This window comes from Anoxybacillus sp. ST4, from assembly GCF_019448545.1.
GTDB classification, from domain to species: Bacteria; Bacillota; Bacilli; order Bacillales; family Anoxybacillaceae; genus Anoxybacillus; species Anoxybacillus pushchinoensis.
This window is the reverse complement of sequence record NZ_JAHZOE010000011.1, coordinates 13,521-37,354: the sequence shown is the minus strand read 5'-3', so window position 1 is coordinate 37,354 and position 23,834 is coordinate 13,521. Positions and strand designations below refer to the sequence as shown.

Annotated in this window: 24 protein-coding genes; 12 read left to right on the top strand and 12 right to left on the bottom strand. The window is 40.6% G+C overall.

Annotated elements, in window-relative coordinates; translation table 11 throughout:
• Positions 1-5: 5 nt before the first annotated feature.
• Complete coding sequence (locus K1I44_RS08715) at positions 6-482, bottom strand: PCYCGC domain-containing protein (protein WP_219985929.1); 477 nt, start codon at positions 480-482, stop codon at positions 6-8.
• A 121-nt stretch (positions 483-603) separates the two neighbouring features.
• Between K1I44_RS08715 and K1I44_RS08710 the strand changes: the two genes are divergently transcribed.
• The 5 genes from K1I44_RS08710 (at position 604) to K1I44_RS08690 (ending at position 8,277) form a co-directional block, all read left to right on the top strand.
• Positions 604-2,526 carry a FapA family protein gene (locus K1I44_RS08710; protein ID WP_219985928.1) on the top strand — a complete coding sequence of 641 codons (1,923 nt, stop codon included), beginning with the start codon at positions 604-606 and terminating at the stop codon, positions 2,524-2,526.
• Between the two features lie 95 nt (positions 2,527-2,621).
• Positions 2,622-4,598 carry an acetoacetate--CoA ligase gene (locus K1I44_RS08705; protein ID WP_219985953.1) on the top strand — a complete coding sequence of 659 codons (1,977 nt, stop codon included), beginning with the start codon at positions 2,622-2,624 and terminating at the stop codon, positions 4,596-4,598.
• Positions 4,599-4,716: 118 nt separating this feature from the next.
• Positions 4,717-5,103, top strand: a complete 387-nt coding sequence (locus K1I44_RS08700; protein ID WP_003395870.1) for a MerR family transcriptional regulator — start codon at positions 4,717-4,719, stop codon at positions 5,101-5,103.
• Positions 5,100-6,629 carry a class I adenylate-forming enzyme family protein gene (locus K1I44_RS08695; protein ID WP_219985927.1) on the top strand — a complete coding sequence of 510 codons (1,530 nt, stop codon included), beginning with the start codon at positions 5,100-5,102 and terminating at the stop codon, positions 6,627-6,629. The genes K1I44_RS08700 and K1I44_RS08695 overlap by 4 nt, the downstream gene beginning before the upstream one ends.
• Entirely contained in the window at positions 6,607-8,277 is a 1,671-nt protein-coding gene (locus K1I44_RS08690; RefSeq protein ID WP_219985926.1) for an acyl-CoA dehydrogenase family protein, read from the top strand. Before K1I44_RS08695 ends, K1I44_RS08690 begins: the two co-directional genes overlap by 23 nt.
• 23 nt (positions 8,278-8,300) lie before the next feature.
• Here the strand turns inward: K1I44_RS08690 and K1I44_RS08685 are convergent, their stop codons facing one another.
• The 6 genes from K1I44_RS08685 to trhA form a co-directional block, all read right to left on the bottom strand.
• On the bottom strand, positions 8,301-8,810 hold the full coding sequence (locus tag K1I44_RS08685; RefSeq protein ID WP_219985925.1) for a hypothetical protein: 510 nt from the start codon (positions 8,808-8,810) through the stop codon (positions 8,301-8,303).
• A 5-nt stretch (positions 8,811-8,815) separates the two neighbouring features.
• Positions 8,816-9,079, bottom strand: a complete 264-nt coding sequence (locus K1I44_RS08680) for a hypothetical protein (RefSeq protein ID WP_219985924.1) — start codon at positions 9,077-9,079, stop codon at positions 8,816-8,818.
• Between the two features lie 56 nt (positions 9,080-9,135).
• Positions 9,136-9,597, bottom strand: coding sequence for a DUF3794 domain-containing protein (locus K1I44_RS08675; RefSeq protein ID WP_219985923.1), 462 nt, complete (start codon positions 9,595-9,597; stop codon positions 9,136-9,138).
• A gap of 159 nt (positions 9,598-9,756) precedes the next feature.
• Positions 9,757-10,293 (bottom strand): DUF3794 domain-containing protein, encoded by a 537-nt coding sequence (locus K1I44_RS08670; protein ID WP_255573344.1) that lies wholly within the window; start codon positions 10,291-10,293, stop codon positions 9,757-9,759.
• 21 nt (positions 10,294-10,314) lie between these two features.
• Positions 10,315-11,238, bottom strand: coding sequence for a DUF3794 domain-containing protein (locus K1I44_RS08665; RefSeq protein WP_219985922.1), 924 nt, complete (start codon positions 11,236-11,238; stop codon positions 10,315-10,317).
• Between the two features lie 321 nt (positions 11,239-11,559).
• Positions 11,560-12,198: a PAQR family membrane homeostasis protein TrhA gene (trhA, locus tag K1I44_RS08660; protein WP_255573343.1), complete on the bottom strand. Its 639-nt coding sequence runs from the start codon at positions 12,196-12,198 to the stop codon at positions 11,560-11,562.
• A gap of 124 nt (positions 12,199-12,322) precedes the next feature.
• Here trhA and K1I44_RS08655 point away from each other — a divergent pair, with 124 nt between their 5' ends.
• Both K1I44_RS08655 and trpB read left to right on the top strand, forming a co-directional pair.
• Entirely contained in the window at positions 12,323-13,249 is a 927-nt protein-coding gene (locus K1I44_RS08655) for an alpha/beta hydrolase (protein ID WP_219985920.1), read from the top strand.
• A gap of 80 nt (positions 13,250-13,329) precedes the next feature.
• Positions 13,330-14,493 carry a tryptophan synthase subunit beta gene (gene trpB, locus K1I44_RS08650; RefSeq protein WP_219985919.1) on the top strand — a complete coding sequence of 388 codons (1,164 nt, stop codon included), beginning with the start codon at positions 13,330-13,332 and terminating at the stop codon, positions 14,491-14,493.
• A gap of 46 nt (positions 14,494-14,539) precedes the next feature.
• On the opposite strand, the gene K1I44_RS08645 is transcribed toward trpB, so the two are convergent.
• The 3 genes from K1I44_RS08645 to K1I44_RS08635 all read right to left on the bottom strand — a co-directional run bounded on the left by K1I44_RS08645 (position 14,540) and on the right by K1I44_RS08635 (position 17,290).
• Positions 14,540-15,061, bottom strand: coding sequence for a hypothetical protein (locus K1I44_RS08645; RefSeq protein WP_370627980.1), 522 nt, complete (start codon positions 15,059-15,061; stop codon positions 14,540-14,542).
• A 179-nt stretch (positions 15,062-15,240) separates the two neighbouring features.
• Complete coding sequence (locus tag K1I44_RS08640) at positions 15,241-15,837, bottom strand: nucleotidyl cyclase domain-containing protein (protein WP_003395888.1); 597 nt, start codon at positions 15,835-15,837, stop codon at positions 15,241-15,243.
• Positions 15,838-15,934: 97 nt separating this feature from the next.
• On the bottom strand, positions 15,935-17,290 hold the full coding sequence (locus tag K1I44_RS08635) for a YjiH family protein (protein ID WP_003395890.1): 1,356 nt from the start codon (positions 17,288-17,290) through the stop codon (positions 15,935-15,937).
• 357 nt (positions 17,291-17,647) lie between these two features.
• Here K1I44_RS08635 and K1I44_RS08630 point away from each other — a divergent pair, with 357 nt between their 5' ends.
• Positions 17,648-18,619, top strand: a complete 972-nt coding sequence (locus K1I44_RS08630; protein ID WP_219985918.1) for a YbgA family protein — start codon at positions 17,648-17,650, stop codon at positions 18,617-18,619.
• 14 nt (positions 18,620-18,633) lie between these two features.
• Here K1I44_RS08630 and K1I44_RS08625 read toward each other — a convergent pair whose 3' ends face one another.
• Complete coding sequence (locus tag K1I44_RS08625; RefSeq protein WP_003395895.1) at positions 18,634-19,944, bottom strand: APC family permease; 1,311 nt, start codon at positions 19,942-19,944, stop codon at positions 18,634-18,636.
• Between the two features lie 301 nt (positions 19,945-20,245).
• Between K1I44_RS08625 and K1I44_RS08620 the strand changes: the two genes are divergently transcribed.
• Genes K1I44_RS08620 through K1I44_RS08605 form a run of 4 tightly spaced genes read left to right on the top strand, consistent with a single transcriptional unit; the run spans position 20,246 to position 23,665 of the window.
• Positions 20,246-21,151 carry a metal ABC transporter solute-binding protein, Zn/Mn family gene (locus tag K1I44_RS08620; protein ID WP_219985917.1) on the top strand — a complete coding sequence of 302 codons (906 nt, stop codon included), beginning with the start codon at positions 20,246-20,248 and terminating at the stop codon, positions 21,149-21,151.
• A 2-nt stretch (positions 21,152-21,153) separates the two neighbouring features.
• A complete protein-coding gene (locus K1I44_RS08615) occupies positions 21,154-21,894 on the top strand; it encodes a metal ABC transporter ATP-binding protein (protein ID WP_003395899.1) in 741 nt (246 codons plus the stop codon).
• A 5-nt stretch (positions 21,895-21,899) separates the two neighbouring features.
• On the top strand, positions 21,900-22,799 hold the full coding sequence (locus K1I44_RS08610; protein WP_003395902.1) for a metal ABC transporter permease: 900 nt from the start codon (positions 21,900-21,902) through the stop codon (positions 22,797-22,799).
• Complete coding sequence (locus K1I44_RS08605) at positions 22,796-23,665, top strand: metal ABC transporter permease (protein WP_219985916.1); 870 nt, start codon at positions 22,796-22,798, stop codon at positions 23,663-23,665. Before K1I44_RS08610 ends, K1I44_RS08605 begins: the two co-directional genes overlap by 4 nt.
• Before the next feature lie 9 nt (positions 23,666-23,674).
• On the opposite strand, the gene K1I44_RS15390 is transcribed toward K1I44_RS08605, so the two are convergent.
• Positions 23,675-23,803 (bottom strand): hypothetical protein, encoded by a 129-nt coding sequence (locus K1I44_RS15390; protein ID WP_003395906.1) that lies wholly within the window; start codon positions 23,801-23,803, stop codon positions 23,675-23,677.
• Between the last annotated feature and the right edge of the window lie 31 nt (positions 23,804-23,834).

Genomic DNA, 23,834 nt, shown 5'->3' with positions numbered 1-23,834 from the left:
GTTTTTTACATCGGCGGCTTTGTCGGTGTTGGCTTGGCGTATCCATCTTTATATTTTTCATCAATAAGGTGGCGAATGTCTTTGATGGGCATTCCTTTTTCATATTGTTCAATCGAAATGGCTGCAGTTTCTAAACAAACCCCACATTTTGTCGCATGATCGTCCCACACGATTGCCCCGTTGTTTTTATTTTCATATACGAAACATTCATAATTATTTTTATGACCAACCGACTCACCACAGCCACAATAACAAGGGATATGTTCTAGTAACGCTTGATGTTTTGCAGCCTGTTCGTACAAATGAGCCATCGACTCATTATAGGAAGATAAAAATGATGGAAGTATATGAATTGAGGCAGTTTCCTCACGTATATCACTCATTTCATGTTCTGTAGACGTATGATTATTTTCTTTTTGCGCACAACCACTTAACAATAGACTAATCGAAAACATGGCGCTGCATATATATCTTTTTTTCATCGTCATCCATCCTTTTTTATAAATTCATTATACTGTCCGACTTTTTTCCCTATTTCTTTCTTTCTTTTCCTATTATAATAAAAATAATAATAAATGATAAGCGAAAAAAGGCGGGAGAACAATGGATTGCATCGAAGTAAAAGGACAAACGGTAGAAGAGGCTATTGAAGAGGGACTAAAGCAACTTCAAGCGATGCGAGAAGATGTCATCATTGAAATCGTCCAACGGGAACGTAAAAAGCTGTTTGGTATCGTTTCGCAACCAGCCGTTGTTCGACTAACGAAGAAGCATCAAACAAAGCAAGCTGTTCAGCAGAAAGAAGGAAAAGCGTGGATACAAGACGGAGATTTTCGTTACGAATGTTTGGACGTAGGCCCAACGATCATTATTGGCGAGGGAGTCATTTGTTTACATAACGGGAAAGCGATCGAAGGAAAGGTGACGTTACAAGAAGGGGATGACGTTCGCATTTATCCAAAGGAAGAAAGTATTGCCCAATCAGTTTGGAAAGTTGACATGGATGCTAGGAAGATGGAGGCAACATTGACGTTTGCACCTGGGGTACGGCGTCGGTATGTACTCGAAGATATGCAGCCATCTAATAAATTACATATACAAGCAAAAATGGAGACTGAACTCATTTATGATGTGTCACATGAAGCAGTGATGGCGAAACTGCAAGAGTTAGGTATTGTTTACGGAGTGAATCAAGAAGCGATTCGTGAGGCGTTACATTCAGAGAAAAAAGTAACTGTTGTCATTGCAAAAGGAATCGAACCAGTAGAAGGAAAAGACGGCTGGGTGGAAGTGAAAGTAGGAGAAGGGAAAAGGAAACCGAAAGTACGTGAAGATGGGACGGTTGACTATCGTGAAATGGAAACGATCGCAACGGTCGGTGAAGGGGATGTCATCGCGATTGTTCATCCTCCCCAACTAGGGAAACCGGGATTAACGGTAACAAATGAAGTGATTCCTGTTCGCGAAGTGCATCCTGTTACTGTTAAACTCGGAAAAGGAGTGACAATGCACGAAAACCTTATTTCAGCTACACAAGGTGGGCGACCGCAAATTGCGAAAAAAGGGAGAACTGTTGTCATTTCGATTATTCCGAAGCTTGTCCATCAAGGGGATGTCGATTTATCAGTAGGAAACATTCATTTTAAAGGCGATGTTGAAATTACAGGAAACGTTCAAGATGAAATGGTTGTGGAAGCGCTCGGTAGCATTATGATTTTACAAAATGTCAATCGCGCAAACATTCGTGCTCAACAATCGATTTTTATTCAACAAAACGTCATTAGTGGGACAGTCACATCAGGGGAAAACAAAATGATTGTGACCCAATTGATTGGTTTATTACAACAAATTCGTCACTCTCTTGAACGAATGATTGTTGCTATTCAGCAATTGATGGTCATGTCAAAAATTCGCGAACAAGACGTTTATCCGTTAACGAAAAAATTGCTTGAAAGTAAGTTTCAAACGATGATGGAAGCGATGAAACAGTATAAAACGATGTGCGAACAAAAGCGTGAACAAATTGGTGAACAGTGGTTCAATATTGGTTCGCAGTTGGGTAGTTGTTTGCTTGCTGATCGTCCTAACCATTTTCATTGTTTAGAGGGTATGGCAAACTTGCTTCGTGAACTTAATACATTTATTGGGCAATATGATCGCGAAGAAAACGATGCGATTGAACTTTCTTATGCTTTAAATAGCGTCATTCATGGGAGCGGTGATGTAATTGTAACGGGGAAAGGCTGTTATAATTGCAACATTTACGCCGGAGGGACATTGACTGTTCATGGGGTATTGCGCGGTGGAGAAGCGTATGCTCAGAAAGGAATGAAAATTAAAGAAGTCGGATCTTCACTTGGTATTAAGACCGTACTAGCTGTGCCAAAAGGAGAAACGATTTATATCGAACATGTTTGGGAAGGAACAGTTGTGCAATTTGGTAAAAAGACGTATACGTTTTATGAGGGAAAAAAATATGTTGAAATGAGTTGGGACGACGAGCGGAATGAAATTGTATTTGGATAAAAGACGCATAGCCGACAAGGGCTATGCGTCTTTTCGTACATATAGTATAATGAGAATGTTCTTAATTTTCTTTCTTTTAAAAGAGGGGTGTAATGATGAAAGCGATTGCAGATGGGGATGTTTTATGGACACCAACGAAAGAACAAGCGGAACAGTCAAGCGTAAAAAAGTATATGGATTGGCTAGAAGCGAAAAAAGGACTTGCGTTTGATTCACATGCAGCGCTATGGAAATGGTCGGTTGAAAACATTGAGCAATTTTGGGAGACCGTGTGGGAGTATGGCAAAATAAAATCGTCCGCTCCGTATACGTGTGTGTTAGAGGAACGGAAAATGCCGCGGGCAAATTGGTTTCCAGGGGCACGATTAAATTATGTAGAACATATTTTTCGCAACATGCAGGAAAAACCGGCACTTTTATTTCGATCCGAACGCGTTTCGCTTCGTGAAGTGACGTGGCAAGATTTAAAACAACAAACAGCAGCGGTCGCTTCGGCATTGGAAAAACTTGGCGTTAAACAAGGAGATCGCGTTGTTGCTTATATGCCGAACATTCCAGAAACAGTCGTTGCGTTTTTAGCGTGCGCGAGCATCGGCGCGATTTGGTCTAGTTGTTCACCAGATTTTGGCGTCAATAGCGTCGTCGATCGTTTCCAACAAATTGAGCCGACGATTTTATTTGCAGTGGACGGTTGTCAATATAACGGAAAAGCATTTGATAAACTGTCTGTTGTCAAAGAACTACAAGCTAAACTCCCGACGTTAAAGAGGACGATTGTCGTTCCGTATTTGCGTGACGATATAAGCGCGTGGGACGATTCTGTTTTGTTATGGACGGACATATTGCAAGAGGAAGGCGAGCTTGTGTATGAACAAGTGCCGTTTTCTCATCCACTTTGGATTTTATATTCTTCCGGGACGACCGGACTGCCAAAGCCAATCGTGCAAGGGCATGGCGGCATTTTATTAGAGCATTTAAAAATTTTATCGATTGAATGCAACATCAAACAAGACAGCACGTTTTTCTGGTATACAACGACCGGCTGGATGATGTGGAACTTTTTAATCGGTGGGCTATTAGTCGGGGCGACGGTTGTGTTATATGACGGGAGCCCAACGTTTCCTGATGCAAATGTTTTATGGGAACTTGCCGAAAAAGCAAAAATCACGCATTTTGGCATAAGCGCAGCGTTTATTAATGTCTGCATGAAACAACGCATTCATCCGAAAGATCACTATGATTTTTCACATTTGCAAGCGGTTTTGTCAACAGGATCGCCATTGACGACTGAAGGATTTATTTGGGTGTATAAACATGTGAAACATGTTTGGCTCGTCTCATGCAGTGGTGGAACGGATGTATGTACCGCGTTTGTTGGTGGGTCGCCGATGTTACCAGTTCGTGCCGGAATGTTACAATGTCGTTCGCTTGGGGCAAATGTACAGGCGTTTGATGAACATGGACATTCGCTGATTAATGAAGTCGGGGAATTAGTCATCACGGCGCCGATGCCGTCCATGCCGCTCTTTTTCTGGAACGACGAAAACGACCGACGCTATCTTGACAGCTATTTTGATACGTATCCAGGCGTATGGAAACATGGGGACTGGATTAAAATTGACGACGAAGGAAGCTGCGTCATTTATGGTCGATCCGATTCGACGATTAACCGGGCAGGCGTGCGCATGGGCACGAGCGAAATTTATCGCGCTGTTGAAATGGTTGATGGCATTCTCGACAGCTTAGTTATCGATTTAGAAGTGATGGGGCGGAAATCGTTTATGCCGTTGTTTGTCGTTCTTCAGCCACGTGCAGAGCTAGACGATGCGTTAAAACAGCGAGTGAAAGAAGCCATTAAAGCGCACGTATCGCCGCGCTTTATTCCAGACGCCATTTATCAAGTCGAACAAATTCCAAAAACGTTAAACGGAAAGAAAATGGAAATTCCTATTCGCAAACTTTTACTAGGCTTCCCGCTCGAGAAAGCGGTGAATGTTGGCTCAATGGCGAATCCTGAATCGCTCTCTTTCTTTATTGAACTCGCTAAACAATGGGAACATTCGAACGTATAAGAGGAGGCTGTTGCCGTTTGGTAACAGCCTTAAAGACGTGTGCCTCTTTTTTATTGACTTTTACGTAAACGTAAATTAAAATAAAATTCATAAAATTTAAAAAATAAAGGTGGAAGTCATGAACTATTATACGATCTCCCAACTGGCTGAGCAGTTTGATATTAGCACACGAACGATTCGCTATTATGAGGAACGCGGGCTCATTTCCCCCATTCGCACGGAGTCGGGCCAGCGGCTGTATACGAAAAAAGACCGAGCGGTGTTAAAGCTCATTTTACGCGGCAAACGGTTCGGTTTTTCGTTAGAAGAAATTCATGAAATGATCAGCTTGTTTGACAACGATCGCACAGGAAGAAAACAGCTGGAAAAAACAATTGCATACGGTGAGCAAAAGCTAAAGGAGGTGACCGAGCGGATTGAGGACTTAATGCAGTTAAAACAAGAAATGGAGTCGATTTTAGCAGATTTTCGTGAACGACTACAAAAATTGGAGGGAAGCGAATGAACATTTCCGAGTTGTTAGCGCGCAATGCGCGAAAGTTTCCGAACAAAGTGGCACTAATTGATGGAGACGTGTCACTTTCTTATCAAGAAGTAGATGATACGGTCAATCGGCTTGCTTCATCGTTAGATTTGCTTGGTATCGGACGGGGTGATAAAGTCGTCTTATATATGCCAAATGCGAAAGAATTTGTATATGCATATTTTGCCGCCTTGCGCCTAGGAGCCATCATCGTACCAGTTAATGCGCGGTTAACAGCGCAAGAAGTACAATATATTATCGAACATAGCGAAGCAAAAGCGGTAATTGCACATGATTGGATTTATCAAGAACTTGCCCCTCTTGCTCGTACGGTTGACGTCATTTGGGTGAAAACAGGGGAAGCGACGGACGGTTGGCGTTCGCTCACGCAACTCATTGCAAGCGGCGATGCTTCTCCAATCGTTTGCTCATTGAACGAGGATGACGAAACGACGATTTTATACACATCCGGAACGACTGGTAAACCGAAAGGAGTGCTGTTTACAGCCCGCAATATTCTTACCGTCGCAACAATGATGGCGTTAGAAACGAAAATGGATAAGCATAGCCGCCTGTTGCACATGATGCCACTCAGTCATTCCGCTCCACTTCATTTATTTTTTATTGGAGGTATGTATGTTGGGGCCACCCATGTGTTATCACCAACGTTTTCCCCAGAAGCCATGTTGCAACTGATTGCGCAACACAAGATTACCCATTTTTTCGGAGCACCAGTCGCCTATTTGCTCACTGCAAAACATCCACGTCTTCACGAATATGATTTATCGTCCGTTCAATATTGGACGTACGGCGGCGCACCGTTGTCAGCAAATGAAGTGCAATTTGTCGCCAAACAGTTTTGTACGAATCGACTGATGTGTTTGTATGGATTAACGGAAGCTGGACCGAACGGAACGTATTTATCACCGGAAGAACATGTGACAAAGGCAGGGAGCGTGGGAAAAGATGCTGCCCTTCATTGCGAAGTAAAAATTGTCGACGAACACGGCAAAGAGGTTCCGGTGGGAGAAGTTGGTGAGGTCGTCTTAGCTGGAGAAGGAACAATGAAAGGCTATTATAAAGACGAAGAAAAAACAGCAGAAACGGTAAAAAACGGCTGGCTATATACAGGTGATTTAGCGCGCCGTGACGAAGACGGATACATTTGGATTGTTGATCGGAAAAAGGATATGATCATTTCAGGTGGTGTGAACGTTTACCCGAAAGAAGTGGAAGATGCACTAAAGCTGCATCCAGCGATTGTTGATGTGGCGGTAGTTGGTGTGCCCCACCCCGAATGGGGGGAAACGGTGAAAGCGTTTGTTGTTACAACAGGGCCGATAGAGCATCTTGCAGAAGAATGTAGGCGTTTTCTATCTGATAAACTTGCAGACTATAAAATTCCAAAGCTATACGAAAGAATCTCTGAACTTCCGCGCAACGCGACAGGAAAAATATTAAAACAAGTATTGAGAGGGATGCATAATGAAACAGCTACGGGAAGTTGACCCGAACTTGCTTGCCAATTTAAAAAAATATTTAGATAAAGAGTTCTACACGTACGCGGAAAAAGAATTAGAGAAATTTTGGCAACGATGCATAACTCATATCGACCGCCGTGCAGTACACACAGATCGCGAAGGACAACCAAGACTTATCAAATATGACCGCTTTGGTAACGATATTTCTGAAATATGGGTGAACGAAGGATACAAACAAACAGTGAAAGAAACGTACGAAACGGGGATCGTTGGCTATGTCCATAAACCGATTCCTGCGCTTGGCCGTGTTGGCAACTACATTTATTCGTATGCCCAAGGCTATTTGTTATCGCAAGTCGAACCAGGATTTTATTGCCCGGTGACGCTCACGATGGCGACTGCATACGTATTAGAGCACTTTGCCGACGAACAAATCAAAGCGAAATATTTGCCGCACGTCATTTCAACAGGGGAAGTTGAGCTGTATGAAGGGGCGACGTTTTTAACTGAGCGACAGGGTGGTTCGGACGTTGGTGCCAATGAAGTACGCGCTGTTTTATGTGGTGACCATTATGAAATTTACGGGGAAAAATATTTTGCGAGCAACGCCGGCATGTGTGGTGTTGCCTTAGTGCTTGCCCGCATAGACGGAAGCGAGCGGGGGACGAAAGGGCTTAGTTTATTTTTAGTGCCGTGGCGCAACGACGATGGCACATTAAACGGTATTCACATTCGGCGCTTAAAAGATAAACTTGGCGTTCGCGCTGTGCCGTCAGCGGAAGTCGTATTTGAAGGGGCAAAAGCTTATTTAATTGGCGATGCGAAAAAAGGGTTTTATTATATGATGGAAGCACTCAATTTATCGCGTGTTTGCAATGCGGTCGCTTCGATCGGAATTATGAAGCGGGCGTTAGAAGAGGCAAAGCAATACGCTGTCAATCGCCAAGCATTTGGACGTACACTTACAACATATCCGATGGTAAAAGAAACTTTGGCGAATTTAACAGCTCGTCAAGAAGTGCAAACGAGCGCTTGTTTTGAGCTTATTTCTTTTTTTGATCGGGTGATGCGCACACCCGAACAAGCATCTGAACAAGAGAAAGCGTGGAACCGCTTGTTAATTGCGCTTTTAAAAATGCGCACAGCGGAAGAAGCGATTGCGTTTGCTCATGAGGCGATTGAGTTACATGGTGGTAACGGTTATATTGAAGATTTCGTTACACCTCGTTTGCTTCGCGATGCCCAAGTATTAACTGTCTGGGAAGGAACGGCCAACATTTTAGGGCTTGAAGTGTTGCGTCTCATCCGGAAATATCGCATTCATGAAACATTTATTCAAACAATAAATGAACAACTCGCTGCACTTCCAATCGAAGCGCGCGCATTGGCTACACCAGTCGAGAGCGCGCTAAACGAGCTCATACGATCGCTAAAACAATTACACGGACAATCAGAAGATGTGCAAACGTATCACGCCAAAAAAATTGCCAATCGCCTTTGCGACTTGTATTTAAGCGTCGTCGCATTAAAACAAGCAAATGAAGGCAAACGAAACGAACTTATCACCCGTCTCTTTTTACAACATATTTGGGGGAGCGATTTATTTGACAAGGAGATGTTATCTGTCCATTATTTTGATGTCATCATAAACGGGACGAAAGAGGTGGAAGTATAATAAGCCGGTGATCGCCCGGCTTATTATTTTTTTGACACGTTCTGGATGTAGGGGGACAAGTATAAGTTGTTTTTAGTATTTGGTATAGAGATCATTTGCGATTTTGATGGATTTGAGCAGATACATTTATTTTTCAAGTTAATTGGAATGACACATAAAAAGGTGTGTACAAACAATAAACGATTGTGATGTTTAACAACATCTATATTTTCAACAGCAACAAAAATATCATAGATGTGTTCGCATTGAAAAACAGCAATACTAAGTGGAGTTAAAAATTCAGCCACTGAAATCGTATGATTGGTTGTTTCATAATTCATGCGAATATGCTTTTTTCCTAAAAATATTATTTTTTTCCCTGAAGGAGTTTGCAATGTCTTTTTTTGATCAATGGATATGGAAACAAGTGTTTCAATTGTATACAGATGCGGTTGTTGAGGAGGATGAAAAACGATGGAATCAGCTTCAAATAGAAAAAACGGGGCACAGCCGATTGGATACGAATGATCAGGTGTAATCCCTATCGTTTTCATCACTCTCATCCTCCTAGGTGTTTATTCATCATCATCTTGATCGCAGTAAGGGCATGCATAGCCTTTATTTTTATATTGATGATTTTCACAGCATGTATTATGACGTTTTTTACAATGTTTTTTGTGAGGTATATAATGGCAGTGACAATGGCAGTTACTTCTGTGGTGGTAACAACGGTTTGGGCAATGACTGTAATAAGGAAGATGTTGTTGTGAACAACATTGACCGCCGACATATATGTGAATATGTTTTTTTCCCACTTTTTCACCTCCCTACATTATTATTTATACGAAAAAGATCGAAAATGGTAAGGGCAGAAGTTAATCATTGGTAACATTTTTCTTCTTCTGTAACAACAAGACATACAACTTTACAAATGTGCACTTTTCGAGCTGCTTCATGGAAAATATGCATATCTTCAAGAAAACCTTCAACTTTTATATGTGATAAGCAAATATCTGAAGGCAATATAACCATTTCACAAAATGGGATAGACGCGTGAAATGTATGCACGGGTTGATCAAGTTTTTTCGCTGTGTACATAATAATTTGTTTGATATGACCATTTACTAGAATTTTGGTATCATATGGGGATCGGATGATTTTTGCGTTGTGGATATGGACGGTGGCCATAACTTTTATAACCTTCTCGATATTTGGCTTTATTTTTGGAACCGTTAACTTTTCAGTTACAGTAAATTGCTTATAGGCAAGTGGGCAAGAGGGAAATTCCTCTTTTTCTGCAATTCCGACATAAATCGTTAGGTGCTCATGATCAAATCTCATAAGTTGTTCTCCTCCTTTCTCGTTATTTTTTTCGTATGTGCAAGGAGGTCAATTTGCGCATGTCCTTTGATAAAAACAAAATAAAAGTATTATTATCTAAGGGAAATGTAATTTTTACATGCAAAGGATGCCCACATCGGGACATCCTTTATGTTTTGTTTAGCGTAATATAGGTTGTAATAGTGGATTGAGTGATGTGTAAAGGAATAAGATGACACACTTATGAACTGTGCGAGGATCAGTTAAGCTTATTTCAACGTCCTCGATAAAAACTTGCACAGGTCCAGCAAGGATGTTGTTGATAGACAAACCAACAGAAGCAAGAAGTTGGTTAACTGTAACGCCAGCAGGGATGTTAAGTGGAATGTTGATAAAAGAACAAAACGGTTGTTCAAAGTGAGCAGAGTGAACGGATTGTTGTGGAACATCGGCTGTGTAGATAATTTTTTGGCGTAATACCCCTTCGACGACGACTTTTACACCAATAGGGGTGAAAATATTACGCGTACCTGTAATGGCCGCTTCAATTAACAATGTATTGATTTGTTCTACATCTGGTTTTGCGGGAGGGATAGTTAATTTTTCTTGAACGGCAATTTGATTGTTCGGATTTAGTAGGCCGACAAAAGGAAACTCTGAAGGGGGGGTAATACCAATAATTTGAACAAAGTTATTTAATACATTATCATTCATCATCACAATCATCCTTTCTTTTATTCAGCATTGTCCAATTGTTAGTGTTAAACCTGTTAATGGTACGGACAGTACGACAAGATTTGTAATTGGATCGCGGAGTTGCAGTGTAACAGTTCCTGCAGCAGCGTTAATTGTTAATGTAAAGTTTAATAGACCTGATAATAGACCACCGAGTACGTTACCGGTACCGGATACAGTAAGGATATTGTTATCACATAATATTTGATTTATTTGAGAACTGTTTACATTTAAACTGATTGTGCCTAGTAACGGAACAGTAACATTTAAAGAGATTCCATTATTTGTAGGATTACATCCTTCGCATAAACTAATATCTAAGGAAACGTCCGCTGTAACTCCTAAACCATTTAATGTAATCCCGACACCATTGGCTGTTAATGTGTCAACAAATGAACAGTTGCACGAAGAAAGAAGCGGTTTGACTGTTGTGTATGCAAATAAAATGACACATTTACTAATTGTTCTAGGATTTAATAGCTTAATTTCTACATCTTCGATTAAAACTTGTACCGGTCCGTCTAAAATATCATTTAAAGAGAGACCGAGAGATGCCAAATATTGTTGTACAGTAATACCTTGTGGAACATCTAATGGGATGTTAATGAACGCACAAAAAGGATGTTCAAAATGTGCAGAATGGACCGACTGTTCTGGGACATCAGCTGTGTAAATGACTTTTTGCCGTAATACACCATCAATAACTACTTTTACCCCTACAGGTGTAAAAATATTTTTCGTCTCTGTAACTACTGCTTCAATCAATAATGTATTCACTTGTTCCACATCTGGTTTCGCATCCGGAATTGTTAATTGTTCTTGAACAACAAATTGAGTATGAGGATTAAGATCCCCTATAACAGGGAATGAGGATGGGGAAGTGATCCCGATAATTTGAACAAAATCTCTTAAGAAACCATTATTCATGTTGCTCATCTCTCCTTTGTTTTGTGACTTAATACGATACTATATATATTGAAATAAAGAGCAGATTGATTGGATATTCATGTAAATTCATAAAAATGGTTTCATGCCCTCCAATGTATTTGAAAGCATTTATTGACAATATTAACTGAGGGGGTGATATACTGTGAAGGGGTATGTGATTAATATATTTTGGGAGTGAATCAAGGTCGTTTGTCTAAGAAATAGTTAGAATGTGATAGTATTATGACGACTGAACGGTGGAAATAGAAGGATAAAAAATAGAAGGACGATTTTATTCATCCTTCTTTCATTATTGAACATTTAATGAAGTAATACAAATACCGCGAGAAAATGAGCAACAGAACCGCCTAACACGAACAAGTGCCAAACGGCATGGTGAAATTTAAACGCCCGCCATACGTAAAAAATTGCACCGATTGTGTATAATATACCACCAATGACTAAGTAGACGATTCCCTCAGGCGAAAGACCAGAGATGAGCGGCTTCCATGCAAACACAATTAACCAGCCCATCACAACATAAATGATCGTCGATGTATATAAAAAGCGATTGACGAAAAAACATTTAAATACCGTTCCAACCAATGCTAACCCCCAGACGATGCCAAATAACGTCCAACCAATTGTACCTTTGACTGCTAAAAATAAAAACGGCGTATATGTGCCAGCGATAAAAAAGTAAATGGCCGAGTGATCAAAAATTTCGAATAGCCGTTTCCACCTTCCTTCTGGTAAGGCGTGCACGATGGTCGATGACAAATATAAAAGAAGCATCGTGCTTCCGAACAGGGTGACGCTCACAACGTTCCATGCGTTTCCATGTAGTGATGCAACAACGGTAAGCACAACGAGCGCAGCGATGCTAAATATCGCCCCCACCCCATGCGTAATCGCATGAACGATTTCTTCTTCTTTCGTAAACGTATGTGTAAAAGCCAATGGCCTCATCCCTTTCGCTAAAGACATTTTGTTTATTTTACCACATACGTATACGTACCGTACATTTTTTGTTCATTGTTGTTTTCATTCGCGATATAATGAGAAAAAAGAGAGGTGACGAGGATTGCAAATACAGTTGGAAAGGCAACGGAAGGCGAAAAAATGGCTCGTACCATCTTTGATTGGTGTGTTGCTTCTTGCGGTAATTGTATGTACTGCTATTTCGATTTACGTCGGATGGAATTTGACGCATAAGGAGCGAAAGGCAGTTACAGAAACACCAACAGCTTACGGTATGACTTATAAAGATGTCACATTTACGAGCAAACATGATGGGGTGAAGTTAAAAGGTTGGGTCATCGAACCAACGAAACAAGCGAAAATGACCGTTATTTTTTCGCACGGTTACGGTGGCAATCGCTACGAGCCGAATGTGCCGTTTTTGCCAATTGCTAAAGTGCTAACGGATGCAGGGTATCGCGTTATTATGTTTGATTTCCGGGCTAGCGGTGAATCAGAGGGAGACATGACAACAATCGGCGCGAAAGAAAAGTACGATTTGCTCGGCGTTATTGACTATGCGAAACAACACTACTTTGAACCGATTGCTCTATATGGGGTATCCATGGGGGCGGCAACATCGATTTTAGCAGCAGGAATGGATAAAGATGTTCAAGCAGTTATTGCGGATAGCCCGTTTAGCGATTTAGAAGGATATTTGCGGACATATATGCCTGTATGGACGAACTTGCCGAACGTCCCGTTTACGTATTTAATCATTACCCTTATCCCGATAATTACCGATTTAGACCCAGCAGAGTCGGTGCCGATCAAAGCGATCGATGCAATTGCCCCACGTCCGATTTTATTTATTCATAGTAAAGCTGACCCGTCCATCCCATACGAAGAAAGTGTGAACATGTACAACAAACATCCAGACGTATTTGAACTTTGGCTCACCGACAAAGCGAAACATGTAAAAAGTTTCGCGATGTATAAAGATGAATATATTCAGCGTATGTTAACATTTTTAGAAAAAGTGAAAGAATAAAATTTTGAATATTCATTGACTTTTGATAAAAAGATAAGTATGCTTGTAGTAAATTTGGAAGAATGGAGAGGAGAAAGAAGATGAGTGTAGTTGAGCAGAGGAGAGGGTATTTTGGTGAATTTGGCGGAAGTTTCGTACCACCAGCGTTGCAAGAAGCGTTAGACTATTTGGAGGCGGAGTTTTTAAAGTACAAGGACGATCCTGTATTTCATGAAGAGTTTACGTTTTATTTAAGAGAACATGTTGGGCGCGAAAATCCACTCACGTTTGCCTCGAGATTGACTGAGAAGCTTGGAGGGGCGAAAATTTATTTGAAAAGGGAAGATTTGAACCATACCGGTTCCCATAAAATTAACAATGTCATCGGGCAAATTTTATTAGCGAAACAGATGGGAGCCAAGCGTATTATTGCCGAAACAGGGGCTGGACAGCACGGTGTGGCGACGGCGACAGCTTGTGCGATGTTTGGTATGGATTGTGTCATTTATATGGGGGAAGAAGATACGAGAAGACAAGCGTTAAATGTTTTTCGAATGGAGTTGTTAGGGGCGAAAGTTGTTCCTGTAGCCAAAGGGCAAGGGCGATTGAAAGATGCGGTCGATGAAGCGTTAAACGACTACGTTCGAAATTATGAGCATACATTTTATTTGCTTGGCTCGGCTGTTGGACCACATCCGTATCCGACGATCGTGAAACATTTCCAATCTGTCATCAGTGAAGAAAGTAAACGACAAATTATTGAAAAAGAAGGGCGTTTGCCGGATGTTGTGATCGCTTGTGTGGGTGGTGGTAGTAATGCAATTGGTGCTTTTGCTCATTATATGGATGAACCGAGTGTACGTTTAATTGGAGTCGAACCGGAGAAAGCCGCCACGCTAACGAAAGGGGTACCAGCTGTCATTCACGGCTTTAAATGCCTCGTTTTGCTTGATGAAAAAGGAAACCCGCAACCAACATATTCAATTGCTGCTGGACTCGATTATCCAGGGATTGGGCCGGAGCATAGCTTTTTAAAAATGTCTAGTCGGGCAGAATATGATACAGTCACAGACGACGAAGTGTTAGAAGCATTTCAAACACTCTCAAAAACGGAAGGGATCATTCCTGCGCTAGAAAGTGCCCACGCGGTTGCGTATGCTATGAAACTAGCTCCGATACTCGGTCGCGACCAAATCATTATCGTGAATTTGTCGGGTCGTGGAGATAAAGATGTCGAGCAAGTGTTTCATATGTTAAAAGGTTAGTCGTAAAAAAACGTCGTTCACACAACGTGGAACGACGTTTTCATCGTTAATTTGCTTTTTTTAACATATGCAGTTCTTCCTCTGTGCGTGCGATGCGACCGAGCTGGTAGTCAAGTCGTTCATGGATGTAGGCAATGTCTTGTTTTGTAGCCATTTCTCCGCGGATGTGAGCAATTTCGTGTCGCATGGCGTCCTGGATGCTGCGTTGTTCTAGCTGATTGTCCCGCACGGCTTTGATCATTGCTGTATTTTCTTTCATTTGCTCTTTCAACCAGCGAATATCTGCCTCTTGCTTATTCACTTTTGTTTTTAGTTCGCTAATTTCCTCCTTCATCGTTTGAATGTCTTGCTTCATTGTCTGGATCTCTTGCTTCATCGTTTGAATCTCTTGCTTCATTGTTTGGATCTTTTGCTTCATTGTCTGGACTTCTTGCTTCATTGTCTGGACTTCTTGCTTCATTGTCTGGACTTCTTGCTTCATCGTTTGAAACTCTTGCTTGATCCATTGCATGTCTTCGGATAGATTTTGGACGAGGTTAACGAGTTGGAGGAGAAGTTGTTCCTGCACGCTTGTTCACCGCCCTTTCATATAAAATGTGGTGGCATTTCCAACAAGGGAGTAGAAAAGAGGATCGAGTAGAAATGCCTTTAATGCCATCATATCATAATTCGACAAAGTCGACAAAACCTTTTCATAATACGAGTACATATGTCGAATGGATTGAAAAGTGAAGGATATGACGTTGATTATTTCGTTGTACGACTAGCATACATGCGTTCTTTTGCGACTTGCAACAACTCTTGCAACTGCTCTCCTTCAACTGGATATGTTGCATAGCCAACAAGAAAGGATAAAGAGCTCTTTTGCTTAATTCTCTCTATCATCGTAGATGGTTTAGCGCTATTTTCAACAGCGATAATTAAATATTGGTCACTCGACCATTTAGCTACAATGTCGCTTTTTCGGGTTTCTTCAACGAGTAGTTTTTCAAATGTATCTCTTTGCTCGGGAGGGCTATCTTTTTTTGTTTGTAGTAAGTAAATGGTTAAACGACTATTATCATCGCGATCAACTAATGCAACAATTTTTTCAAATATACTTATAGCAAAGTCTTTGCTTTTGAGCTGATATATTAAATCGCTTACATAAGCTTTTCGATCATAGCGATTGCCAAAATAAATACCTACAATCGTTTGAAACACGTAAAAACTAACGACGACGTATAGTTCTGTTCCATGTAGTTGTGTTAAATCAATTGTGTCGCTGAATACTAGCACCTCTGGTAACAGCACAAGTTGACTAATGAATAAACCGATTGTTTTTCCGATATGCTGTTTAAACATATATTTCACCCCTATTTATATTTATGAACGGAACGTGTCATGCGGTTGGACAAATAGAAAAGAATAGAAAAAAGGGCGAGACGTTCGCCCTTTTTTGTTAAAAGATTAAATGTGCCATGAAAACGATAATTGGCAATGTAATAAGTGTACGGAGAAGGAAGATGATCACTAAATCTTTAAATGTAATTGGTAATTTTGATGCAAGCAGTAATCCGCCAACTTCAGACATGTAAATAAGTTGTGTAACGGATACGCAGGCGATGACGAAGCGTGTAAACTCGCTCTCGATACCACTTCCGATAATAGCTGGTAAAAACATATCTGCAAAACCGACGACCATCGTTTGAGCAGCCGCAGCGGCTTCTGGCACTTGAAGAAGAGTCAAAATTGGTACAAACGGTTTACCGAACCATTCAAATACTGGGGTTGTTTCCGCAATAATTAACGCAACAGTACCGATTGCCATAACAATAGGTAATACACCTAGCCACATATCAATCACGGTTTGCAAGCCGTTTTTTAATAATTTCCCTATATGGCTATTCCGCCGGGCAACTTCAGTCGCTTGTTTTAATCCCCATTGAAAAGGTGTATACCCAGCAGGGATCGTTTCATCAACGGGTACATGATGTTCATGGTAATACGTATCCGGCTTCTTAGATAATGGTGGGATACGCGGCATAATGATCGCTGCCGCAAGACCAGCAACAACAATTGTAAAGTAGTATGCACCAAACATATGTTCAAGCTTCATATACGTAATGACAACAATACTAAATGTAATGGATACGACGGAAAATGTTGTTCCGATGACAGCCGCTTCACGTTTTGTATAAAAGCCATCCTCATATTGCTTATTCGTCAATAATACCCCAATCGTCCCGTCGCCGAGCCAAGAGGCGATACAGTCAATCGATGAGCGACCAGGCAACTTAAATACAGGTCGCATAATTTTTGTTAAAAGTGCACCACACAGTTCAAGTAGACCGAAATCTAAAAGTAGCGGCAAAAATAAGCCGGCGAATAAAAAGACAGAGAACAAAATTGGAATTAAACTATACAATAACAAGGCACCTGTATTTTCGGACCAAACCCACTCTGGACCAATTTTCCATAAGGTCATCGCCCCTAAAACGGATCCAACAACGCGAGCGCCGGCAAACAAGCCGTTTACATCAAATAGGCGACGAAGAAAAGCGCTATCCATAATAAAAGAAGGTTGAGCTATTTTTGTAACGATCGTACCAATTGTAGCGGCAAACATAAACAACACTGAAATTGTTGGAATGATTGAATGAAACTGCCCTTCAACCCATTTTGCTAATATCGCTACAGGGATTGTCATTTCCCCTTTGTACGGAAAAGGTAACATAAATAGAAATACACCAATGAGTGACGGAATGAGAAACTTCATAGTGTCAGCGAATGTGTACGATGGAGTATGCTTACTCATCTGTTTAACCACCTTTCATTTTATTTTTTGAAAACGGATACATAACATTACTACTATCGTAATATAAAAATAAAAATAGTCAATATAACAAAACGATTCAGAAATATAAATAAATGTCCTTGGTGTATAAATATGAAAATATAAAATCATATAAATACAAAAATATGAATCAATAACAATTTATTTATTGTAAAATAGGTAACATAGAGCATAATAAACCAAAACGATTATATAATCAATCATTTTTTTGTATAAACGTTCAAATTCAAAATTTTTTGTTTTTCTTAACACATCGATGCGTGTATTTTTTTTGCTTGTGCGATATGATAAACAAAAACGAGAAAAGGGGAATAACAAATGTGGTACTACGCAAAGCCGATTGTCGTTGTTAGTGAATGTCTCGGTTTTTCTCCTTGTCGGTATAACGGGGATCAAATAAATGATGAAGTAGTACATAAATTAACACCATTTGTTCAGTTTATCCCTGTTTGTCCAGAGATGCGTATCGGTCTTGGTACACCGCGTGAAACAATTCGACTCGTCAAAGATGGGGAAAGTGTTCGGCTCGTTCAACCATCAACTGGAATAGATATGACCGAGCGGATGAATGAGTTTTCCGCTTCATTTTTAAAACAATTGCCATATGTAGATGGTTTTATTTTAAAAGGTCGGTCGCCATCGTGTGGAGTGAAAGACGTCAAAATATATAGTAATAAAGAACAAAAGGGGCCTGCAGCAGGGAAGGGAAGCGGTTTGTTTGCGGCACATGTAGTGCAAATGTTTGCACATAAAGCGGTAGAAGAAGAAGGACGGTTAACGAATTTTGTCATACGAGAGCATTTTTTGACGAAACTGTTTACTTTTGCTTTGTTTCGCGAAATAAAGGAGACAAACTTGCACTATCGTCTCGTTGAGTTTCATGCTGAGCATAAATATTTGTTTATGGCTTATCATCAACAAAAGTTAAAACAACTTGGCAACATTGTTGCTAATCGTAACCGTTTACCAATAGAAGAAGTGTTTTTACAGTATGAACAAACGCTATATGAACTGTTTGCACGTCGCTCACGCCGCAATTCGAATATTAATGTTTGTCAACATATGATTGGTTATTTTAAGCACGAGTTAAGCGACGATGAGAAACGTTATGTCCATGAGTTGCTAGAAAAATATCGTGCTGGTAAGCTACCGTTAAGTAGTGTGACGGTGGTCATCCGTTCGTGGGCTATTCGTTACCAAAATGATTATTTACTCAAGCAGCGGTACTTTCAGCCTTATCCAGAGACGTTGCTTGACGTGACGGACTCAGGAAAAGGAAGGGATTATTGAAAAAGCGACAAGGGTTACCCATGTCGCTTTTTTGTTATGGCGTAATACACTGGAATACCAGATAAGGTAACAATGACTGATAAAAACGTGTCTAGCGGCGCATGAAGTACCGTGCTCATAATAATATAAGCCGTTCCGATAAGAGAAACAATTGGCGTAATTGGATAAAAAGGTACTCGATATAGCTGTTCGTTCGTTTCGGCTGATTTTCGTAATAAAAATACAGCAAAAAATGCAAAACCGTAAAATAAAAACACGCTGAAAATGGCAATGTCTGTTAAACGATCGGCGTTGCCAAGTAGCATCATCACGATGGCAATCGTCACTTGCATAAGTGTTGCAAATACAGGTGTGCGCCATTTTGGGTGAAGATGGGCGAAGTAACGGGAAAACGGGAACAGCCCATCCGTTGCCATTGCAAATGGCATGCGCGGGAACGTCAAAACTTTTCCGTTTAAGCAACCAAAGATGGATATTAAAATACCGATAGCAATTAATTTTCCGCCAAATGCCCCGAATAACATTGTCGCTGCTTCACTTGCTGCGTTTGGTCCGAGTGCTACAATTTCATCGGCACGAAGTACGTGAAGCAATGCGATATTGACAGCTACATAGGCAAACATCACGATAAGAATACCAGTAATAATCGCTTTCGGTAATGTTTTCGCAGGGTTTTTCATTTCCCCAGCAACAAATCCAACGTTCATCCATCCGTCATATGCCCATAACGTTGCTAAAACGGCTGCCCCCATACTAATCGTTTGACTACTTCCGCTGTCCATGCCGAAAATAGGTACATTGCCCTTGGCCACCCCGAAGACAATGATAAGAAAAATAGGTAATAATTTCGCCGCTGTTAAAACACTCTGAACGATTCCACCAAACTGTGAGCCGAGCATATTTACGATGGATAAAAATAAAACAGCGATGATTCCAATCCAAAGTTCATTTTCTTTCGGCAAACCGAAAACTCCTACAAATAATGCCCCAAAGTACAAGCCTAGTGCACCGATAACGGCAGGCCCATAAATGATGGTTTGTACCCATCCGCATAAAAAGCCCCAAAACTTGCCGTAAACTTTTTCAATATATACGTACAATCCACCTGTTTCAGGAATTTTTGAGCTCACTTCTGCAATCGTTAACCCACTAGCTAACGTAATGATTCCCCCGATAACCCAAGCGAGAAGCGCAAATGTTGAATTTCCAGTTGCTCCAATGACGACAGCGGGTTTCATAAAGATTCCAGATCCTATCACAGTACCAATGACGATGGCTGTCGCTGTAATAAAACCGATGCTTTGTTTCAATTCTGTTTTCGTCATGTTGTTCACCTCTAAAAGACAATTGTTTTTTTGTATTGAACAATCGCTATTATAGCATGAGATGGATGAAAACTTCTTTTTTTGAAAATTAAAATATTGACAGCGTGGAAAGAAAAGAATAAGATAAAACTAAAGTTGGCTTAAGGAAACTTTTTTAGTTCAAATCATTATTGTTTGCTTGTACCACATATCACAACATTTTTTGTTCACGCATATGATGGGCGAGCAAACAAATTTTTTGTACTAAATTTTGCATTAAGGAAACTTTTATACCTTTATACAACATATGAGGAGGAAAAATATGAAAAAGTGGGCTATTTTATGGATCGCTTTGTTATTGTTGGTTGGATGTGAAGCGAAAGAGAGTGAAAAAGATGTCATCTATGTTGTAACGACAACAGGGCAAATTGCTGATCTTGTTGAACATGTTGGAGGAGAGCATGTTCGTGTAGAAGCGTTGATGGGACCTGGGGTGGATCCTCATTTGTATAAGGCGACGCAAGGAGATATTCAAAAATTGAGCCAAGCAGACATCATTTTTTATAACGGGCTTCATTTAGAAGGAAAACTTGAAGAAATTTTCTCTAACATGTCAAAAACGAAAAAAGTTGTCGCAGTCAGTAAAGGAATTCCTAAAGAAAAGTTGATTGATGTAGGTGGGGCACATGATCCGCACATATGGTTTGATCTTGATTTATGGAGTTATGCCGTGAGAACAGTAAGGGACGAATTGGGTGAGTTAGATCCAAAACATAAACAGCGATATGAAGAGCAAGCAGCAGCATATGAATCCGAGCTGATGCAGCTAAAAGAAGAAGCGGAAAAAGAAATGAGCACTATTCCGAAAAGACAGCGCGTTTTAATTACAGCACACGATGCTTTTCACTATTTTGGTCGTGCTTATGATATTGAAGTGCTAGGGTTACAAGGATTGAGCACGGATGCAGAATATGGATTAAAAGATATACAAGAGCTTGTTCACTTTATTGTTGAACGTAATATTCAAGCGGTATTTGTAGAAAGTAGCGTATCAAAGAAAGCGATTGAAGCAGTTGTCGAGGGAGCAAAACAGCGCGGTCATCATGTTTCGATCGGAGGAGAACTATTTTCGGATGCGCTCGGAAAAAAGGGAACGGAAGAGGGGACATTTATTGGAATGTATCGCCATAACGTCAAAACAATTGCACGGGCATTGAAGGGAGAATGAACATGAATCCGCTAATTGTAGAACAGATGACAGTCGCTTATGATCGTCAGCTCGTATTAGAGAACGTATCCTTTTCTATTCCAGAAGGAAAGTTAGTTGGAATGATTGGTCCAAATGGAGCAGGAAAATCAACGTTAATGAAAGCAATGTTGAATTTTATTCCACGTATGAATGGGAATGTTTTGATTTACGGTAAACCGTATGAAAAGCAACGTCATCTTGTTGGATACGTGCCACAACGAAATTCTGTTGATTGGGATTTTCCTACAAATGCCCTTGATGTTGTATTAATGGGACGATACGGTCATATCGGGTTATGGAAAAGACCACGCAAAAAAGATATTGACATTGCTATGGAATGTTTAGATAAAGTTGGAATGTTACCCTATGCAAAGCGACAAATTAGCCAATTATCTGGCGGACAACAACAACGTGTATTTTTAGCACGTGCACTAGCGCAAGATGCATCGATCTATTTTATGGATGAACCGTTCGTTGGGGTTGATGCGGCAACAGAAAAAGCGATTGTCCAGCTGTTGAATGAATTGAAAACACGTGGGAAAACGGTATTAGTCGTTCATCATGATTTGCAAACGGTACGGGATTATTTTGATTACGTTTTATTGCTAAATAAACGTGTAATTGCATTTGGTGAGACGGAAAGTGTATTTACGTATGATCATATTCAAAAAACGTATGGTGGAAAAGTGACTTTTCTCTCTGCCACACATATCGTGGGGTGAATAATATGGACATCAATGTTCAATGGGTATTTACAAGCATGGCACTGCTCGGATTAGCGAGCGGAATGATTGGTACGTTTGCACTGCTCAAAAAACAAAGTTTAATAGGGGATGCGATGGCGCATGCTGCACTTCCGGGGATTTGTATCGCTTTTCTTCTATATGGACAAAAATCGCTCCTTTTCTTTTTCATCGGTGCCGCTTGCTCAGGATATGTTGCCACAGCATGTATTCAGTTTATTGTTAAACATACGCGCATTAAAGAAGATGCAGCAATTGGCATTGTGTTGTCTGTATTTTTCGGTTTAGGAATCGTGTTATTGACATGGATCAATCAACATGAAGGTGGAAATCAAAGTGGAATTAACGACTTTTTGTTTGGAAAGGCAGCGTCATTGACTGGAAGTGACGTGAACGTGCTTGCTGTGACAACGATAACAATGATTATCATCACTTCTGTTTTTTTTAAAGAATTTAAGATCATTACATTTGATCGAGCGTTTGCGCAAGGAATCGGTGTACCGGTATCATTATTGAACGGTGTACTTATGTTTTTAATCGTCTCTGTTGTTGTCGTTGGTTTACAGGCGGTTGGTGTCGTGTTAATGTCTGCCTTACTTATTACGCCGGCGTTAGCTGCAAGATATTGGACAGAAAAACTAGAATGGATGACGTTGTTAGCTGGAGGATTCGGAGCTTTATCAGGGGTTGTTGGAGCATATGTGAGTTTGGTTGCCTACGTTCCAACCGGTCCGCTTGTCATTATTTTTGCAACGATGTTGTTTGTTTGCTCGTTTTTATTTGCTCCTAAACGTGGGGTGTTGAGCAAAATGATTCGCCAATATATTCAAAGACGAAAAGTGCGATCAAAACAGCTTGTGTATAAGCGAGGGGAGCAATTATGAGCTATACGATTTGGATTTTACTTACTGCTTCTCTTGTCGGGATTAATTGCGGGTTAGTCGGGACATTTCTCGTATTGCGAAAAATGTCAATGTTGTCAGATGCAATAAGCCATAGCGTGTTGCTAGGTATTGTTGGCGCTTATATGTTCAGCCATCATCTGCAAGGTGTGTCTATGCTCGTAGGCGCGTTGCTCGTTGGATTGCTGACGACATTTCTTGTTCAATTGTTGCATCAAAAAGGGGTACAAAGTGACGCAGCCATCGGTGTCGTGTTCACATGTTTGTTTGCTATCGGTGTTGTTCTCATTTCGTTATTTGCAGATCGCGTCCATTTAGACGTTGAGCATGCGTTAATGGGTGAGATTGCGTTCGTGCCATGGGATGTACTTGAAGTAGGTGGGAAAAGTTTTGGACCGAAAGCCGTTTGGTTGCTTGGGTTTGTACTAGTTACGAACATATTTATCATCACCTTTGCTTATAAAGAACTAAAAATAAGTTCATTTGATAAAGAAATGGCCGTGACGCTTGGAATTCCAGTATCGCTCATTCACTACGTGCTGATGGGGATGCTATCATTAACGACTGTTGCATCGTTTGATAGTGTTGGAGCGATCTTAGTAGTGGCGATGCTTATTGTACCGAGCGCGACAGCATATTTATGGACAGACCGACTAAGCATCATGCTTGTATGCAGTGCGATGATCGGGGTTTTAGCATCAATGGTCGGTTATATGATGGCTGCCATATTCAATGTTTCTATTTCAGGAGCCATTGCTGTATCAACAGGTGTCCTCTTTTTTATCTCTTTATGGATCGCACCGAAACATGGGATATTGAGGAAATGGTTAAAAAAATCTCCTGCCTAAGCAGGAGATTTAATCTTTTATGGCAGAAAGAAATGCATCAACAACGCTTACATCATTTGTGATTAAAAAAGCAGGAAGTAACGTTATAATTGTCACAACTGTCGCATATGAGACGATAATATTTTTCACTATTTTCATTGTGTTCACTTCCTTTTGATTTTATTTTCTT

Bases quoted from the DNA above. Each gene is read 5' to 3' on its own strand.
- K1I44_RS08675 (WP_219985923.1), bottom strand. From the start codon at position 9,597: ATGAGATTTGATCATGAGCACCTAACGATTTATGTCGGAATTGCAGAA.
- K1I44_RS08710 (WP_219985928.1), top strand. From the start codon at position 604: ATGGATTGCATCGAAGTAAAAGGACAAACGGTAGAAGAGGCTATTGAA.
- K1I44_RS08685 (WP_219985925.1), bottom strand. From the start codon at position 8,810: ATGAAAACGATAGGGATTACACCTGATCATTCGTATCCAATCGGCTGT.
- K1I44_RS08695 (WP_219985927.1), top strand. From the start codon at position 5,100: ATGAACATTTCCGAGTTGTTAGCGCGCAATGCGCGAAAGTTTCCGAAC.
- K1I44_RS08670 (WP_255573344.1), bottom strand. From the start codon at position 10,293: ATGATGAATGATAATGTATTAAATAACTTTGTTCAAATTATTGGTATT.
- K1I44_RS08635 (WP_003395890.1), bottom strand. From the start codon at position 17,290: ATGAGTAAGCATACTCCATCGTACACATTCGCTGACACTATGAAGTTT.
- trpB (WP_219985919.1), top strand. From the start codon at position 13,330: ATGAGTGTAGTTGAGCAGAGGAGAGGGTATTTTGGTGAATTTGGCGGA.
- K1I44_RS08715 (WP_219985929.1), bottom strand. From the start codon at position 482: ATGAAAAAAAGATATATATGCAGCGCCATGTTTTCGATTAGTCTATTG.
- K1I44_RS08630 (WP_219985918.1), top strand. From the start codon at position 17,648: ATGTGGTACTACGCAAAGCCGATTGTCGTTGTTAGTGAATGTCTCGGT.
- K1I44_RS08640 (WP_003395888.1), bottom strand. From the start codon at position 15,837: ATGTTTAAACAGCATATCGGAAAAACAATCGGTTTATTCATTAGTCAA.
- K1I44_RS15390 (WP_003395906.1), bottom strand. From the start codon at position 23,803: ATGAAAATAGTGAAAAATATTATCGTCTCATATGCGACAGTTGTGACA.
- K1I44_RS08615 (WP_003395899.1), top strand. From the start codon at position 21,154: ATGAATCCGCTAATTGTAGAACAGATGACAGTCGCTTATGATCGTCAG.
- K1I44_RS08665 (WP_219985922.1), bottom strand. From the start codon at position 11,238: ATGAATAATGGTTTCTTAAGAGATTTTGTTCAAATTATCGGGATCACT.
- K1I44_RS08700 (WP_003395870.1), top strand. From the start codon at position 4,717: ATGAACTATTATACGATCTCCCAACTGGCTGAGCAGTTTGATATTAGC.
- K1I44_RS08605 (WP_219985916.1), top strand. From the start codon at position 22,796: ATGAGCTATACGATTTGGATTTTACTTACTGCTTCTCTTGTCGGGATT.
- K1I44_RS08620 (WP_219985917.1), top strand. From the start codon at position 20,246: ATGAAAAAGTGGGCTATTTTATGGATCGCTTTGTTATTGTTGGTTGGA.
- K1I44_RS08690 (WP_219985926.1), top strand. From the start codon at position 6,607: ATGAAACAGCTACGGGAAGTTGACCCGAACTTGCTTGCCAATTTAAAA.
- K1I44_RS08705 (WP_219985953.1), top strand. From the start codon at position 2,622: ATGAAAGCGATTGCAGATGGGGATGTTTTATGGACACCAACGAAAGAA.
- K1I44_RS08610 (WP_003395902.1), top strand. From the start codon at position 21,900: ATGGACATCAATGTTCAATGGGTATTTACAAGCATGGCACTGCTCGGA.
- K1I44_RS08625 (WP_003395895.1), bottom strand. From the start codon at position 19,944: ATGACGAAAACAGAATTGAAACAAAGCATCGGTTTTATTACAGCGACA.